The organism is Gemmatimonadota bacterium (assembly GCA_022560615.1).
Taxonomy (GTDB): domain Bacteria; phylum Gemmatimonadota; class Gemmatimonadetes; order Longimicrobiales; family Gaopeijiaceae; genus UBA1138.
Window position 1 is genome coordinate 18459 of record JADFSR010000040.1, and the last position, 16105, is coordinate 34563.

The window sequence follows — 16105 nt, forward strand, 5'->3', positions numbered from 1 at the left end:
CGAGGCCTCAGTCGACACCGTAGAACCTGCACGCGTTTTCCGTGGTCTGACGTGCCACCTCTTCGACGTCTCGTTCGATACGGTTGGCGACCGCGGCAGCCACGTACGCGACGTAGGAGGGTTCGTTCCGCTTCCCTCGCCGAGGTACCGGCGCGAGATACGGCGAGTCGGTTTCGATCAGCAGCCGGTCCGCCGGCACCTCCCGAAGGAGATCGGCCGCGCCAAAGTTCTTGAACGAGGCAATGCCGGAGAACGAGACATACCAACCGGCCCTCGTCGCCTCCGCGAAGGCGAACGGGCCACCGGTGAAACAGTGGAGCACGCCCGCAGTGCCCTCCGCCATGCCACGCAGCGCAGCCGCGATCTCTTCGTCGGCCTCCCTAGCGTGCACGATGACGGGGAGCCTCAACTCACCTGCCAGCTCGAGGTGCTGCTCGAAGAGCCGCCGCTGCACGTCCCGCGGGGCGTTGTCGTAGTAGAAGTCGAGCCCCGTCTCACCGATCGCGACCACCTCTGGGTTGGTGGTCGCCAATGCTCGCACGCGTTCCATCGCATCGCTTGCCGCATCGCCGGCTTCGTGGGGATGCACGCCCGCCGTGCACCATGCGCCGGCGCGGCCACGGACGAGCTCGAGCGCCTGCTCGGTGTCATCGACGTCGGAGGCGATGGTGACCCACCGGCTTACCCCCGCTTCGGTGGCCCTATGCAACACCGCCTCCCGGTCGTCCCGGAAGGCGGCGTCGGTAAGATGACAGTGGCTGTCGAAGAGCTCGATAACCGGCCTCCTTTAGCCGCCTTCTAGACGGTTGCCGGTTGGGGCCTCTTCTTCTCGCCGCTCTTTCCGAGGCCCCATCTCTTCTGGATCTCGATGAGGGCTGGCGACGCCACGAAGATCGACGAATAGGTGCCGATGATGACCCCGAGAATCAAGACGAAGGTGAAGTCACGGATCACGGCCCCACCCAGAAGGAGTAGCGCCAAGAGAACCGAGAGCGTGGTGCCAGAGGTAAGAATGGTGCGCGGCAGCGTCTCGTTGATCGACTCGTTCACCAATTCGAGCTGATCACGCTTGCGAGCGCCCTTCTTGTGCATGTTCTCGCGGATGCGGTCGAACACGACGATGGTGTCGTTCAGCGAGTACCCGAGAATCGTCAAGATCGCCGCAACCGTCGGAAGCGCGATCTCGACCTGGAACGCCGCCAGGAATCCGAGCGTGATCAGGATGTCGTGCAGTGTCGCGATTACGGCGGCGAGACCGAAGCGAAGCTCGAAGCGGATCGCCAGGTACATCAGCGTGAGCAAGAAGGAGAAGAGGATCGCGTAAAGCGCTTGCAGCTGGAGCTCAGCTCCCACCTCGGCACCGACGGCTTCGGCACGCACCACCTCGAAGCTTGGGGAGCCGAAAGCCGCCGCGAGATCGTTTTCGATCCGGTCGGAAACCTCGGTGATCGAGGCATCCTCGGCGATCGGCGCGCGGATCACGAACTCGTTCTCCTCGCCGAAGCGAGTGATCGGCGGTGCCTGCGCCCCGCCCAGTGCGTCGCGCAGATCCCCCACGTCTATCGGGGTGTCGAAGCGCACCTGGATGAGCGAGCCACCCGTGAAGTCGACGCCGTAGACCTGCCAGCTCCCTATCCTGGCGAAGTTGATCATCATCGCCACGACACCCGCGAGAAGCACAGTGGCGGAGAGGATATACGCCTTCTTGCGCGCCTCGATGAACTGGTACCTGGCGTCCTTGAAGAGTCTCATATCTCGATCAGATGCTGATGGGATCCGCCGTCTTCTTACCGCTCAGGTAGAGCAGGAAGAACGAACGGGTCACGAAGAGGGCGGAGAAGAACGAAGCGATGATTCCGATCGATAGCGTCACGGCGAAGCCCCGTACTGGGCCGGAACCGAACTGGAAGAGAATCAACGCCGTGATAAGCGTCGTAATGTTCGCGTCGACGATCGCGGAGAGCGCATGACCGAAGCCATCGTCGACCGCCGTGCGCGGTGCCCGGCCATGGTCCAGCTCTTCTCGAATCCGTTCGAAGATCAGAACGTTGGCGTCCACCGCCATGCCGACCGACAGAATGAGTCCTGCGATTCCCGGGACGGTCAGCGTGGCTCCCATTCCGGCGAGCCCGCCCAAGACCAGGATCGAGTAGACCCCGAGCGCGGCGACCGCGAGCACGCCCGCCGCGCGGTAGTACGCGACCATCACGAGAATGACCAGGACCATCCCGATCATGCCGGCGAACTTGCCCTTGTCGATCGAATCCTGCCCGAGCGATGGACCGACCGTGCGCTCCTCGATGATATGGATCCTCGCGGGTAGCGCACCGGCCCGGAGCACGAGCGCAAGGTCGGCCGCTTCCTCGAGCCGCGTCCCACTACCCATCTCGATCTGCCCACGGGCTCCGATCTGAGACCGGATGATCGGCGCGCTCATGACCTCATCGTCGAGCACAATCGCGAGATAGTCTCCGACGTGCTGGCCCGTGAACGTCGAGAAGCGGCGGCCGCCAGCGCGCGAAAGCTCGAACTGCACCTGCGACTGGTTGAACTGCGGATCGCGACCGGCGGTGGCGTTCTCGAGCATGTCACCGGTCAGGAAGGGGTCCTCCTCGAGCACGTAGAGGTACTTGTAGTTGCGCGCGCCCCTGGCCTCTACGCCCTCCCCCCACTGCATCACCTGGTCGCGCGGGAAAGCCCGCTGGACTTCGGCGAGCGATAGGAAGTACTCGGCGATAGGAACGTCCTCGATCGCCACCAGATAGGTACCCAGGATGTCGCCAATGTTCAGCAGGGACGAGAACGGACGCAGATTGTCCGGGCTGCCTTCGTCGTCCCCCGGCTCCGCCTGTGTGCTGTCCGCTCCCGCGCTAGTGCTCGCACTGTCCCTAAGCCCGAAGAGGAGATCCTGGAGCGCCTGTTGATCGTTCCCGGCGATGTCCCGCCCCATCGCCCGGATCGAGTCGATTCCGAGTGTGACCACGATCGAGCGATCGATGCGCGAGAGCGCATTGTTCATGTCGGTCCTGGGCAACACGAGTTTGAACTCGAGGTAGGCGTTCCGCTGGACGATTTCTTTCGCCCGATCCTCATCGCCCTGGAGCCCCGCAAGCTCGACGATGACCCGGTCGTTGCCCACCTTCTGGATCAGAGGCTCGTTGACGCCGAACTCGTCGATGCGCGAGCGGATGGTGCGCACGACGCGGTCCATCATGTCGGCCTTCGCCTCGGGCGTCATCGTGCCCTCGGGGTCATCGACCTCGAGAAGGATGTGCATGCCGCCCTGCAGATCCAGGCCGAGCTTGAGCTGTTTGTCATACAGTTGCCAGCCGGAGATGAGGGTCACGATGAAGATCGTGATCAACCGGCCGCGGAGCGTCTTGAACATGGACTACCGTGGTTCAACGAAAAAATGGCCCCCCGGGGGGGCCTTGGCGGTCGGTCCTCCGACCGCGTTACGACAGCCCGTAAAGCTGTCGGCGCCCCCCAGGTGTGTCAATCGGAAAACCGGGGGCCGAGCCCCCCTGCATGCCGGCCCCGCCGGGTAGCCTTGATCCGGGTTTCAGATGTCAGAAGTAGAGGAAGCTACCAGCTCACGCGGAGGCCCGTCGTTGCCGCAACGCCCGAGTAGTTCCCGCCGTCGTTTGCACTGTCGTTCATATCACCAAACTGTACGCCGCCTTGCAGCTTGAGCTTGTGCCCGTAGAAATAGTAGTTGACACCGAGGTACAGCTCGTTATAGCGATCGCCTTGTCCGCTGGTCATTTTGTTCTCGTATCGGGCCAGCCGCACTCCATTGGGGTTCTCGCTACTGAGGTACGTGTGGCGGCCTACGAGCTGCAACTCAGCGGTGACGTTGAGGAAGGGCATGATCATCGTGCCCCACAGGTCGCTCTGGCCCTGGTAGCCCGAGGCTGCGGAGACATCGGCCCGCACACCCCACCGGCCGTCTTCGAACTTGAAGTTCACCGAGGTCACGTGCTGCAGCCGCCGCGTAAAGGTGTTGTCCGGGTCTGGGTTCTGGTACACGTAGTTGCCTCTCAGGAGTGCTTCGTCCACTCCCATGGCCTCCGCGGCATCGTATCCAAGCACGGCGACCGTGACCACGCCGCCGTTGAATCGGCCGAACTCGCGGTTCCGTTCACCCGCCGAATACGCTCCCAGATGATAGACCCAGTTCGAGACTTCTCCAGAGACGCTGACGCCCGGCAGATACTCCTGCGGAAACCACATGTTGTTGGCCAAGTTGCCGCGGTCGATCGTCAGAAGTTCCTTGGATGACGTCGAGCCGTCCATCGTAAACGGCACGCCTTGTTTGCCGACCGTCACCGCAAGCAGTGAACTTCGGCTCCACTCCAAATTGGAATCTGTCAATCTCACGTAGAACGGGTCGGTCTCCTGCGGGTTGAACCCTGCTTCGACATGCAACGTGAACTGGTGGAACAGCTCCGCTTTTACCCCGAGCCGCATACGTCGGACGTTCCATTCGTCGTACGTGAAGTCACTGTCATGGACAGCCGCGTACTCGTATTGGAACCGCCCGCTAAAAAGCACCCGCTGAATCACGGGGTTTTCCTCGTTGGCGTACCATTCGGCGAGCTGCCATATGTTGTCGTAGGTGGATGCTCGCGCCTGCGCGCCGAGCGAGTCAGGCGCCACCACCCTGAGCAGTAGCAGCGCTAGGAGGAGATTGACAGATTTCAGTTTCACGCGATGGTCTCCTGAGCGACCGGATGCGGTCGAAAGTTACACTCCCAAGCTGGATTTCATTGTGCCTGCCCGCGTTTTCCCGATGATTGCGCGGAAGTTGACCGCACTCGCGCTGGCGCTCGCCTCCGGCGCCAGCTGTGGGGATGCGGCACTCGAAGTGGTGCCGTACACCTCAGTCGATCAAGTCTTCTCCGAGCCGATCTTCCGATCCTTCGAGGAAGAGAGCGGCATCCGCGTGCGTGCCGTCTTCGACACGGAGGAGACGAAGAGCACCGGAGTGCTCAACCGCATCATGGCTGTTTAGCGCAGGCGCCGCAGGCGGACGTGTTCTGGTCCGGCGATCCAGCACGAGCCTTCATCCTGATCAACCGCGGCCTGGTCGAGCCGTACCGGTCGCCGAACGCGGACCGGATCCCGCCGGAATTTCGGTCGGAGGACGGTATGTGGACCGGCTTCGCGGCGCGCGCGCGTGTGCTGCTCGTCAACACCGACCTCGTCGACGAAGCCGAGCGTCCGGTCTCGATCCGAGACCTCGCGAACCCCCGCTGGCGGGGGCGGACGACCATCGCGAACCCCCTATTCGGCACGACTACGATGCACGCAGCAGCGCTGTTCACCGTGTGGGGCGAGGAGACCGCGAAGACGTTTTTCGACGCGCTCATGAGTAACGATGTCCGGATCGCGAGCTCGAACGGTGAAGTGAAGCGGCTCGTCGTCTCGGGCGAGGTCGCGTTCGGGCTCACGGACACGGACGACGCCTACAGTGCCGTGCAAGAAGGGGCGCCCGTCGCAATCGTGTACCCGGACAGGGACGATCTGGGGACGTTGGTGATGCCGACCGTGGTCGTGATGCTCCGTGGAGCGCGTCATCCGGAGGCCGCACGGCGGCTGATCGATCACCTGCTCACCGCAAGGACGGAGGAGGCACTGATCGAGGCGGGCGGGCACATGCCTCTGGGCCCGACGGATACCGGCGCAACATCTCTACCCGGACTCGACCAGCTCCGGCCCATGGCTGTGGACTACCAACTCGTCGCGCGGGAGATGGAACGGATCCAGCCGTGGCTGCGCGAGTGGGTAGGCCTGCGCTGATAAGGCGGACACGGCAGCGCGCCCAGCGACCATGTTCGCTCCGGGGTGCCCGCGCCAATCGACTGCCAAGCCGTCGCACCCGATGAAGGTTCGTTCGCCCACTCAAGAATCACTTCTTCTGTGGGCGCCGAGCGTCATCCTCGCCTTCGCCGTCCTCATCCCACTCGCCACTCTGGCCGTGGAGCTAACGTCAGGTGAGGAGGCGATGACCGGAGTCACCACGGTCCTGCTGGCGCCCGACGTATGGCGGCTACTCGCCGGCTCGGTCGCGCTCGCCACCGCGGTGACCATCTTTGCGAGCGTTCTCGGCGTGCCGCTCGGTGTCCTGCTAGGCCGCACCGACGTGGGTGGACGTGGCTGGCTGCTCGCTGTGCATGCTTTCCCGATCTTCGTGCCGCCGTTCCTCGTGGCGCTCGGCTGGTTCCACATCGTCGGTGCAAACGGCTACCTGGGCACCCCGTTCACGGCTCGCCTGTTTTTCGGGCCCGTGGGAGTCGTTGCCGTGCTCGGGCTGACGTTCGCCCCCATCATGACGAGCTTGACAGCGCTCGCGCTCCAGAACGTAGATCCGTCCTTGGAAGACGCCGGGAGGGTCGTTGCCGGGCCGCTTCGCGTCATCGTACGGATCCTGCTCCCCACGGCGTGGCCCGCTGTGGCGCTCGGCCAGCTGCTGGTCTTCGCTCTCGCTCTGTCCGAGCTGGGCGTGCCCATGTTTCTGCGTGTGCGGACGTACCCGGCAAGCGTCTTCGCTCGGCTGGGCGGGATCGACTACGCGCCCGGCGAGGCGGTGGCTCTCACGCTGCCGCTCCTGGCCGTGACGCTCGGGCTGCTCGCGCTCGAGCGGAGGCTCGTGGGCGCGAGGACGTTTGCGGTGCTCGGGCTGCGGCGCCGCAAGAGAACACCGTTTCGCCTTGGACGGTGGAAGGTGCCCCTCACCCTGGCGTGCGCCTCGATCACAATGCTGTCGTTGGCGCCGGTGCTCGCTCTGGCGATCCGTGCGGGGCCGGCCGGGCTCGCCGAAATGCCCGTATGGATCCGCTCGAGCCTTTGGAACAGCATGCGCGCCGCCGCCCTGGCGGCCACCGCGATCACGGCACTCGGCTTGACGGGCGCGTGGGCGTTCGCGCGCGGGCGAGCCGGGGGACGGCTCCTGGACGCCACTTTGATGCTCGGCTTCCTCATACCGGGGGCCGTGCTCGGCGTTGGCCGATGCGGCCGACGAAGAGAACAACGCCTACTGGGAAGGCCCCATAAACTCCCATGTATTTGATGTGCCTCTGAAGACAAACATTGGGGTCTGGGGGTACCGCCGGGCAGGGCGATGCCCATTCCCTACACGGGCTCCTGCGGGACGTGTCACATCGTTGACGAGTTACCGTTTAGATGATGGACGATCTGTCGAAAACGTGGCGATGGGAGGGTAGCGTAGCAGTGAAGACCTATGGGCTCATCGCGCTCGCCGCGGCCGGTCTGTTGGTGGCGGCGCCCGGCGAAGCTCAGGAAGGCGAGGCGTGCGCGATCCTGTGCATGCCGGAGTTGAAGATCGAGCCTACCCTCACCTTCGATAATCTCGGGAACCGGGCGCGAGTTGAGATCGCTGGGGTTGTCGAGGAGACGAAGCGAGAGACGGTCTTCGAGCTGATCTTCGCGCTGGACGTGCCCACGGAGATCCCGCGAGTAGGGCTGACGTTCGAGGCGATCTTCGTCCCCTTCGCGAGTACCTCCGAGCACCCGTTTACGGGCGCCACGGCGGCGGAGTTGGGCCGGGACGACATTCGCGACAACGCGGTAGAGATCGAAATCGAGCTTAACCTGGTTCTGTTTGATTCCGATCAGACGGGAGGTTGGCTGTCGTCCCACTTCGACATCGTCGACAAGTTCAGTCCGGGTGAAACACCGGACGCCGCCAGCGTTTACACGCACAAACTTGACTTGGAGTGGGATACCGCGCTCCACCTCTTCAATTGGCTTCCCGAGGGTAACTGGCTACGGAATGCCGAAGTGGAGCTGTCTATCGACTACCTCGCCACGGGTTTGCCGAAGGCGGGCGACGTGATCGGGGACGAGCGCTTTCTGGATGACGCGAGTCCCTGGTCGCTCTCCCTCGTCCTGGTGCTGCCACTGGCACCGCTCGATCCGTGAGGACAGCTGGATCGGCTCTGGTCGGGACCCAGACCGGGGGCTACATCGCCCGCCGGAGCACCGCGTGCACCCGGGCCATGAAGCGGTCCGCATCGACTGACTTCTCCATGTAGTCGTCCGCACCCGCCTCAAGTAGCTCAGCCTCGATCCGATCGCTGCCGGTGCCGGTTCGGATCAGGACCGGCAGCGCTGCCGTATCTACCGATCCACGCAGCTGATGCAGAACCTCGCGACCATCGAGGCCGGGCATTGCGAGGTCGAGGATCAAGAGGTTGAAGTCTTGGTCCTCGAGTAGTTCGAGTGCCTTGCGGCCGTCCACTACCTCAGAGACCTCGTATCCGTCGCGCTCCAGCAACGTCCGCATCAGCATGCGCGCGTCTTCATCGTCGTCCACCAGCAAGATACGCGGTGGACCCTTTGCCTTCTCCTGCGATTCTTGGTCGAGCGTCTGGCCAAGAACACGCTCCACCTCCACGAGTGTCGTACGCCCCTGTTGCACCCACTCCAGGCCGACCGTGTGCAGATTGCGCATTCCGCCCTGTTCCGCGATGCGGGACATCGTCGCCCAACCCTTGCGTTGCTCAATGGCCTGTTGCATTCGCGGACCCACGACGAGGACTTCATTCACCGGCACGCGGCCCCGATATCCTGTAAAGCCACACTCGGGACACCCAACCGCTCGCACTACCGGCTCCATGCCGTGGCGATCCGTGAGACGCTGCTCGTCCAGCGTGAGCTGGCCTCGAACCGGCTCGGCGCACGTCGCGCACACGCGCCGCAACAGCCGCTGTGCGATCGCTCCGCGCAGAGTCTGCGCAATCGTACCGAACTGTAGGCCCAGATCCGCCAAGCGAGACACCGCGCTGACCGCGTCGTTGGCGTGTACGGTCGCGAGTACGAGGTGGCCGGTCATCGCCGCCTGCGCCGCCGTCACCGCGGTCTCCTTGTCGCGGATCTCTCCGACTAGGATGACGTCCGGGTCCTGGCGCAGCATCGCTCGCAACGCGCCGGCGAACGTCATGCCCTGCTTCGTCTCCACCTGGGTCTGCGTGATGCCGGGCAACTCATACTCGATCGGATCCTCGACCGTCATGATGTTCACCTTGCCGTCGGCAAGCTCGCGCAGAGCCCCGTAAAGCGTGGTGGTCTTGCCCGAGCCGGTGGGCCCCGTGATGATGACGACACCGTCTCGATGCTGGAGCAGACCGCGCAGTCGCTCGAGCTCCAGCTGCGGGATGTCCAGGTCGTCGAGCGTCAGCGTGGCGCCTGAGTCGAGTATGCGAATGACGCACTTTTCCGCGCCAGCGGCCGGAATCGTCGAAACACGCAGGTCGTAGTCGCGGTTCCTTACCTGTACGCGTGTCTTGCCGTCCTGCGGCCTCAATCGATCTGCGATGTCCAGCCGCGAAAGGACCTTGATTCGCGAAACGATCCGGTTCAGCGCCGACATCGGTAGGTCCATGTGCTTCCTGAGTACACCGTCGACGCGATAGCGGACCGCCCCGAGCTTGCGCCCCGGCTCGATGTGGATGTCGGAAGCGCCAGCATTGATGCCGTCCCGGATGATCATGTTCGTGAGTTTGATGACTGGAGTCGCGGCCACGTCCGTCCCCGAGACCGACTCCGGTTCGGTTATCTCTTCTACGAGCTTGACTGCGTCAATGGCGATGTCGTCGAAACCGTCAAGAAGAGTCTCGATCGCCTTCTCGGGAGAGTAGCGGCTGTCGAGTGCCTCCTGCACGGCGCCCGGCGACGTGACTTCGAACAGCGGGGTGCGCCCGGTGCTGAAGCCCAGGGCGCGCTCGGCGTCCACGTCCGTCGGGTCACAGGTGGCGACCACGAAGTGCCGGTCGTCCTCAAGGAGCGGAAAGATGTGGTGCTTCCGCGCCATCGTCTCGGGGATGAGCAGTGGCGCGTTCGGATCCGCCTTCTCGAAATCCGCCACGTCCAGCCGGAAGTATTCGGCAACGAGCTTGGAGAGCTTGCCGTCTGACAACTCGTACGCCTTGGTGACGTCTTTCCAGGCGTCTTGAGCCTTCCTCCCAGCGGGAATTACGGGACGGTGACGGTCGCCCAACCCCGCGCGCTCGGCGATCCGAACGAGCCAGTGGACGGCGCCCCCGCGATCCGTCCCCTGCCCGGTATCCTCGGCGACCTCGCTCATGACCCTCTCAGCGCGGCGCTACGCTTGACGTGCTTTTCCTTGTACATCGCGTTGTCGGCCTCGGTGATGAGGTCGTCGAGGCGGATGTGCATGTCCTCTTCGTGACGCGCCATCCCGATGCTGACGGAGAGCTGGTACGGCTCGGGACTTGTCTGGTTGAACTCCGTCACACTCCCTCGCAGACGTTGGATCAACAGCTCAGAACTCTCGCGGGACGCCTCCAGCGCGAGCACTCCGAACTCATCCCCACCCAGCCGTGCGATGATATCCGAGCGTCGAAAGGTGGCCTTGAGAATATCCGCCACTTTGAGAAGTGCTCGATCGCCAACATGGTGACCCAGCGAATCGTTGATCGTCTTGAATCGGTCGAGATCCAGGTAAACCATCGTCACGCCCCGGCCGGAGCGTTTCGCCAACTTCAGATACTGCTCACCTAGATCTGAGAAGCCGCGGCGATTGTACAGCCCCGTCAAGTCGTCGATCAGCGACAGGCTGCGCAGAGCGGAGAGGAGCCGGTGCCGTTCAATGGCGTGTCGCACGGAGCGCGCGAGCACGGACGCCTGCACCTCGTCCTTGACCATGTAGTCCTGCGCACCGCCCTGGACGGTCGCGTTCGCGACTTCCTCGTCGGCCTCATCGGTCAGCACGATGATCGGCACATCCGGAGCGAACGCGTATGCGCGCTCGAACGTCACCATGCCGGTGCTGTCGGGAAGGTCCAGATCGAGCAGAATCACGTCGATTCCGCCCTGAGTCAGTCGGGCGAGGGCTTCGCTGAGCTCTCCGGCCCACTCGATATCGAGTTCTCCCTGACGCACGGCCGAAAGTCGGTCGCGGAGATCATCCAGATACTCCCGGTCGGACTCGACAAGCAGGATCTTGATGGGCCGTTGCTGCAACGCGGTCTATCCAGGGCACGTGGGACCAATTATTGAGAGAGCCTTACATAATACCGATGCAAGATAGCGCCCCACAACCGCTAACGCCACGTAGAAAAAACAGATGTTTACCATTGTTGGGCTCATTCGCCGGCCGACTCGGTCGCCCCGCTCAAGTCGGCGAGAGCTCCGCTACCGAACGCGCCCGAGCAGAACGTCCTCGAAAAAGCGAATCACAACCGGATCATATCCGTCCCCCTGATCAGGCTCAGGAGGAACTCCGCCACTGGAGGATCTCGGCCGCGCGCGCGTCGCCCGCTCGCTGTGAGATCGCGAAGATCGCGCGCTCCTGCAGCTCCTCGTCGTCGCTCTCCACGCATACCGAACCCTCATTCGCTCAAAGCGCTCGGCCGCGTCAGAATAGCGCCGGCGGCTGAATGCCTCTCGGGCCGCCCGATACGCTTCACTGGCGGGATCTTCCTGGAATTCCGGCATGGCCGGGGCCGGCATCTCTGGTCGAGCCTCGACGTGGCTGGCCACGTGGAGAACGCCGCGTCGCCACGGGACTGGTCGAGTCGCTGGTAGGCCCGCAGAAACGCTTCCTGCGCGAAGTCCTTCGCCGGGTCCTCTTCTCCAGCCATTCGGTAAGCAAGGCGGTATATCCTGTCCACGTTCGCATCGTAGAGGGCTCGAAAGGCTTGCTGATCGCCGTTGCTATCTCTTCCAAACCATGGGACACAGCGCTGGTGCGAACGGTTGCGCCTCCCTGCGAGCCGCCGACGCGGTCGTCTATCTCGTCGGGTCCAGGGGGAGAGTGAGGCGCGCTCGAGCCCCCCGACCGTCGGCGCGGTTCTCGAGATCGAGCGTCCCTCCGTGGCCCTCCGCAATCTGGCGTGAGAGCACGAGACCGATACCGGATCCGCCCTGTTTGGTGGTGAAGAACGGCACGAAGAGGTTGCCCGTATCTCCGAGGCCCGGGCCGTCGTCCTCAATGATGATGTGGAGATTCCCCGACCGCGTCAGCCACCGGATCGTGACCAGCTTGCCCTCCGCCTCCAGCGTCGCCTCGACCGCGTTCTTGAGCACGTTGATGAGTGCCTGTTCCAGTTGATCGGGATCAGCCTGCAGCGATACATCCTCACCCCCCACCACATCAACGCTCACACGGGTCTCCAGGTCCGCGACGCTTTGCACGAGTGCTGCGACCCGCGTGGGAACGAGCTTCGGCTGCGGAAGACGGGCGAGCTTGGCGTACGAGGCCATGAAGCGACCGAGAGCCTCGGCTCGTGATGAGATGACTTCGAGCCCGCGCCGCACGTCGGCGCCGATCTCCTCGGGAAGGCTACTCCGCCCCAACATGGTCTGGAGGCTCCCCGAGATCGACTTGATAGGCGCCAGCGAGTTGTTGATCTCGTGAGAGAGCACGCGGATGATGCGCTTCCAGGCCTGACGCTCCTCCTCTCGCAGCGCTCGACTCAGGTCTGAGAGCACGATCAGTTTCAGCGGATACCCCTCCTGCCGGACCACGCTGCGCCGCAACTCCCATCGGCCCGCCCCGCCCGGGAACGAGACTTCCATAGTTCGGGGCGCGACGCCCCCGAGGGCGTCTGTCAGCCGCAGCTCGGCAGCGCTCTTGCCGATGAGCCGGTCGGCTGGCTGGCCCAGAAGCCGCTCGCCCGTCCGATTCACGATGCGTAACGTCTGCTCGGGGTCGAACGCGAAAACCGCGACTGCGATCTCCTCGAGGACCTTGCGCAGCGTCTCCGTGGCTTCCACCGCCCCAAGGCGCTGCTCGCGAAGGATCTCCTCGAGCGCGTTCACCTCCATGTAGGCCAGCGACAAGGCGTCGGACCCATCCGTCACGCGAGCCCGGATCGAAAAGTCGCCCTCGCGAAGCGCCTTGAGCATGTTCGCCAAGGTGCCGAGCGGCCGCACCACATGCTCCCGCAAGGCCACCGTGAGCCCGATCCACGTGCCCAGGATGGCGACGGAAGCAGTCCACTGAACCTTGGCCGTGAAGTCACCGAACCAAAGGAAGCCCATCGAGACCGCGACGCCCGGCAGACCCGCGAAGATCGCGAGCAGAAACACGCGTCTGTCGTGTCCGAGGCGCCTCCACCAGGAGCTCGTCAGGGGCCCCCGAGCACTGCGCACACGCTAGCCCCCCTCTTGCTCGAATCGTTGCAGGCGGCGGTACAGTGCGCTTCGGCTCAACCCCAGCGCTTCTGCCGCCTTGCTCACATTGCCCTGGTACCGGTCGAGCGCCTTCTCGACCAGAAGTTGCTCCGCTTCCTCGAGCGTCAGGTCGTCCATGAGCACCGAGCCGTCTTCGCGCCGACGCAGGCCCAGGTCGGCCGCTTCAATACGCGAGCCCCGCGACATGAGAACCGCGCGTTCCATCGCGTGCTGCAGCTCTCTCACGTTGCCGGGCCACGAATGGCCGAGCAGCGCGTCCATCGCCGACGGGGAGAAGCCTTCGATGTGGCGCTCGTAGCGGGCGACCTGCTTGGCCAGGAAGTGGTTCGCGAGCAACGGAATGTCCTCGCGTCGTTCGCGCAGCGGCGGCACCAGAATTTCCACGGTGTTCAGGCGATACAGCAGGTCCTCGCGGAAGTCGCCGTTGGCGACAGCTTCCCCAAGGTTGGCGTTTGTCGCTGTCAACACGCGAACGTCGACCTTGCGTACTTTCGAGGACCCCACGCGTTGGATCTCACGCGACTCCACGACACGCAACAGCTTGGCCTGCTGCCTAAGCGGCACGTTCGCGATCTCGTCCAGGAACAACGTCCCTCCATCGGCGAGCTCGAAGCAGCCCACACGGTCGGCCTTGGCGTCGGTGAAGGCGCCCTTCACATGACCAAACAGCTCACTGTCGAAGACACCTTCACTGAATGCTCCGACGTTGACCGCGACGAGCGTGTTCTTGGCGCGTCCCGAAACCGCGTGCAGCCATCGAGCGACGACCTCCTTGCCGGTTCCGTGTTCGCCCACAATGAGCACGTTCGCCTCGGAGGGGCCCACGCGCTCGATCACCTCTAGCACGTGTTCCATGGCCTTCGACTCAGCGATCAGCTCAGGGGCGCCGTCGCCTTTCAGACGCAGGTTCTCGCCTTCCAGTCGCTGACTGCGCCGCAGGGCTCGACCCAACTCTACGTGCGTGCGGATCGTGGTGAGAAGCCGCTCGTTGTCCCACGGCTTTTCGATGTAGTCGCGCGCACCACGCTGCATCGCCTCTACCGCGCCGGCCACCGAGCCCCATGCGGTCATGACCACCACGGGTAGCGTGGGGTCCAGCTCGCGCAGCGTGCTGAGCAGGTCGAGGCCTTCTTTCCCGGAAGTCGTGTCCCGCGCGTAGTTCAAGTCGATAAGGGTGAGATCGAAGTCCCCCTTCTCCACGGCGCGTCGGACTTCGGCGGGTGACGCAACGGTCGCGGTCTCGAAGCCCTCCGCCTTCAGAAGAATTCGAAGCGCCTCGAGTACGTCCGGCTGATCGTCCGCTACGAGGATGCGTGACATGGGGTAAGATAGCGCCCGCCCGCCCGCCGTCGTCAGGCCGGTGGCGCCCTATTCGTCGACGATCCAGCCGTCCCGGAGCTGGATGATCCGGTCACCGTACTTCGCGTATTCCTCGTTGTGCGTGACCTGGATGATCGTGGTGCCCTCGCTGTTCAACTGCTTGAGCAGCTCCATGATCATGCGGCCTTGACTCGTATGCAGGCTCCCTGTGGGCTCATCTGCGAGGATCATGGCAGGCTCCGCAATGATTGCGCGGGCAACCGCCACGAGCTGTTGCTGTCCACCGGAGAGCTGACTCGGATACAGATCCTTCTTGCCGACGATCTGAAAGCGATCCAGGGAGTCCGCGACGATCGCCTGGCGCTCCTTCCGCTTCACGTTCCGGTACGAGAGCGGGATTTCGAGGTTCTCGTACACGGTGAGGTCGTCGAGCAGGTGGTACTGCTGGAAGACGAAGCCGATGTACTTCTTGTTGAGCTCGATGCGCGCGCGAGGCTTCATCGCATGTACGGGCTCACCGAAGAGGTAGTACTCCCCCCGCCAATCCCCATCCAGCATTCCAAGGATGGAGAGCAGCGTCGACTTGCCTGCGCCCGACGGGCCCATGATGGTGACGAACTCGCCCTTTTGCACCTCGTTGTTGATGCGTCGAAGTACGAAGGTCTCCCCCGCACCCGTCTTGAACGACTTCTCCATATTCCGGAGCTTGATCATCCGCCCTGTCCGTGTCCTTTCCTCAAACCCATAGGTCCTTCACGCGCACAAGCTACCACCACTGGCAATTCCCGGCGCCCCCTTTTCCGCTCTCAGCGCCACCACCACTAGGGGCATCGCCACCCCCGCACGCGTGACCGGATCCGCCGGACGGTTGCGGGCGGGCTGCGCCGAGGCGTTAGCGACCCTACGGTGCACCATCCGGCCAGTTTCGGGACGGCTGTCACTCCTCTCGCAGCGCCGAAACCGGATCGGTGTCGCCTGCCCTACGCGCCGGAATCCAACTCGCGAAGAGCGCCACTCCAGTGAGCACGATGACCATAGCCGTGAAGGTCGCAGGATCGGTCACCTGCACCTCGTTCAGGAGTGCCTCCAGCACGCCCGTCGGCAGCAGCGCCCCAGCCGATTCCGAGCCCGATTCCCGGCACGGTCAGCCACAGTCCGCCGCTGACCACGAGCCTCCGGACGTCTCCGCCACCGGCGCCGAGCGCTGAAGATGGCCGTGTTGGCACCGATACCGAGCGCCAACGTGCCGACCGCCACCGCCGTGAAGCCGTGCGCGCGCCATATCGAGCGGAGCGCAAACCGTGTGTTCCGCCATATCGCTTCCATCGACCCCGACCTACCGGCCCGACGCCTCCAAGCCGATGTCAGTGCCCGACGTCGAACCCGGCCTGCTCCAACTCCTGAGCCTTGCGGGCGTCGTCTTCCGAGACGATCTGGCCATCGAACAGATGAACGGACCGGTCGGCCATATGTGCATAGCGCGGATCGTGCGTCACCATGCAGATCGTCGCTCCCTCGGCATGGAGCTCCAGCATCAGCTCCATGACCGCGTTCCCGTTCTTCGAGTCCAGGTTACCCGTCGGCTCGTCCGCCAGTAAGATAA

Annotated in this window: 15 protein-coding genes; 4 read left to right on the forward strand and 11 right to left on the reverse strand. The window is 63.9% G+C overall.

Going from position 1 to position 16105, the window contains the following annotated elements; translation table 11 throughout:
• Window positions 1-7: 7 nt before the first annotated feature.
• From IIB36_16895 to IIB36_16910, 4 genes are all read right to left on the reverse strand, one after another.
• The gene (locus IIB36_16895; protein MCH7533415.1) at window positions 8-775 is read right to left on the reverse strand and encodes a TatD family hydrolase; all 768 of its coding nucleotides are present in this window, start codon (window positions 773-775) and stop codon (window positions 8-10) included.
• A 23-nt stretch (window positions 776-798) separates the two neighbouring features.
• The gene (gene secF, locus IIB36_16900; protein MCH7533416.1) at window positions 799-1752 is read right to left on the reverse strand and encodes a protein translocase subunit SecF; all 954 of its coding nucleotides are present in this window, start codon (window positions 1750-1752) and stop codon (window positions 799-801) included.
• Between the two features lie 7 nt (window positions 1753-1759).
• The gene (gene secD, locus IIB36_16905; GenBank protein MCH7533417.1) at window positions 1760-3388 is read right to left on the reverse strand and encodes a protein translocase subunit SecD; all 1629 of its coding nucleotides are present in this window, start codon (window positions 3386-3388) and stop codon (window positions 1760-1762) included.
• A 197-nt stretch (window positions 3389-3585) separates the two neighbouring features.
• A complete protein-coding gene (locus IIB36_16910; GenBank protein ID MCH7533418.1) occupies window positions 3586-4710 on the reverse strand; it encodes a hypothetical protein in 1125 nt (374 codons plus the stop codon).
• A gap of 61 nt (window positions 4711-4771) precedes the next feature.
• On the opposite strand from IIB36_16910, the gene IIB36_16915 reads away from it, so the two are divergent.
• The 4 genes from IIB36_16915 to IIB36_16930 all read left to right on the forward strand — a co-directional run bounded on the left by IIB36_16915 (window position 4772) and on the right by IIB36_16930 (window position 7944).
• Complete coding sequence (locus IIB36_16915; GenBank protein MCH7533419.1) at window positions 4772-5014, forward strand: hypothetical protein; 243 nt, start codon at window positions 4772-4774, stop codon at window positions 5012-5014.
• Between the two features lie 20 nt (window positions 5015-5034).
• Window positions 5035-5802 (forward strand): extracellular solute-binding protein, encoded by a 768-nt coding sequence (locus IIB36_16920; protein ID MCH7533420.1) that lies wholly within the window; start codon window positions 5035-5037, stop codon window positions 5800-5802.
• An 82-nt stretch (window positions 5803-5884) separates the two neighbouring features.
• The gene (locus IIB36_16925; protein ID MCH7533421.1) at window positions 5885-7072 is read left to right on the forward strand and encodes an iron ABC transporter permease; all 1188 of its coding nucleotides are present in this window, start codon (window positions 5885-5887) and stop codon (window positions 7070-7072) included.
• 161 nt (window positions 7073-7233) lie between these two features.
• Window positions 7234-7944 (forward strand): hypothetical protein, encoded by a 711-nt coding sequence (locus tag IIB36_16930; GenBank protein ID MCH7533422.1) that lies wholly within the window; start codon window positions 7234-7236, stop codon window positions 7942-7944.
• A 40-nt stretch (window positions 7945-7984) separates the two neighbouring features.
• Here the strand turns inward: IIB36_16930 and tadA are convergent, their stop codons facing one another.
• The 7 genes from tadA to IIB36_16965 all read right to left on the reverse strand — a co-directional run.
• Entirely contained in the window at window positions 7985-10108 is a 2124-nt protein-coding gene (gene tadA, locus IIB36_16935; protein ID MCH7533423.1) for a Flp pilus assembly complex ATPase component TadA, read from the reverse strand.
• The gene (locus IIB36_16940) at window positions 10105-11007 is read right to left on the reverse strand and encodes a GGDEF domain-containing response regulator (GenBank protein MCH7533424.1); all 903 of its coding nucleotides are present in this window, start codon (window positions 11005-11007) and stop codon (window positions 10105-10107) included. Before IIB36_16940 ends, tadA begins: the two co-directional genes overlap by 4 nt.
• A 368-nt stretch (window positions 11008-11375) precedes the next feature.
• A complete protein-coding gene (locus tag IIB36_16945) occupies window positions 11376-11657 on the reverse strand; it encodes a hypothetical protein (protein MCH7533425.1) in 282 nt (93 codons plus the stop codon).
• A 118-nt stretch (window positions 11658-11775) separates the two neighbouring features.
• Window positions 11776-13029: a PAS domain S-box protein gene (locus tag IIB36_16950; protein MCH7533426.1), complete on the reverse strand. Its 1254-nt coding sequence runs from the start codon at window positions 13027-13029 to the stop codon at window positions 11776-11778.
• A gap of 114 nt (window positions 13030-13143) precedes the next feature.
• Window positions 13144-14502, reverse strand: coding sequence for a sigma-54-dependent Fis family transcriptional regulator (locus IIB36_16955; GenBank protein MCH7533427.1), 1359 nt, complete (start codon window positions 14500-14502; stop codon window positions 13144-13146).
• 48 nt (window positions 14503-14550) lie between these two features.
• On the reverse strand, window positions 14551-15216 hold the full coding sequence (locus IIB36_16960; GenBank protein MCH7533428.1) for an ABC transporter ATP-binding protein: 666 nt from the start codon (window positions 15214-15216) through the stop codon (window positions 14551-14553).
• A gap of 650 nt (window positions 15217-15866) precedes the next feature.
• Window positions 15867-16105, reverse strand: a 239-nt coding sequence (locus tag IIB36_16965) for an ABC transporter ATP-binding protein (protein ID MCH7533429.1), incomplete at its 5' end; no start/stop codon positions are given.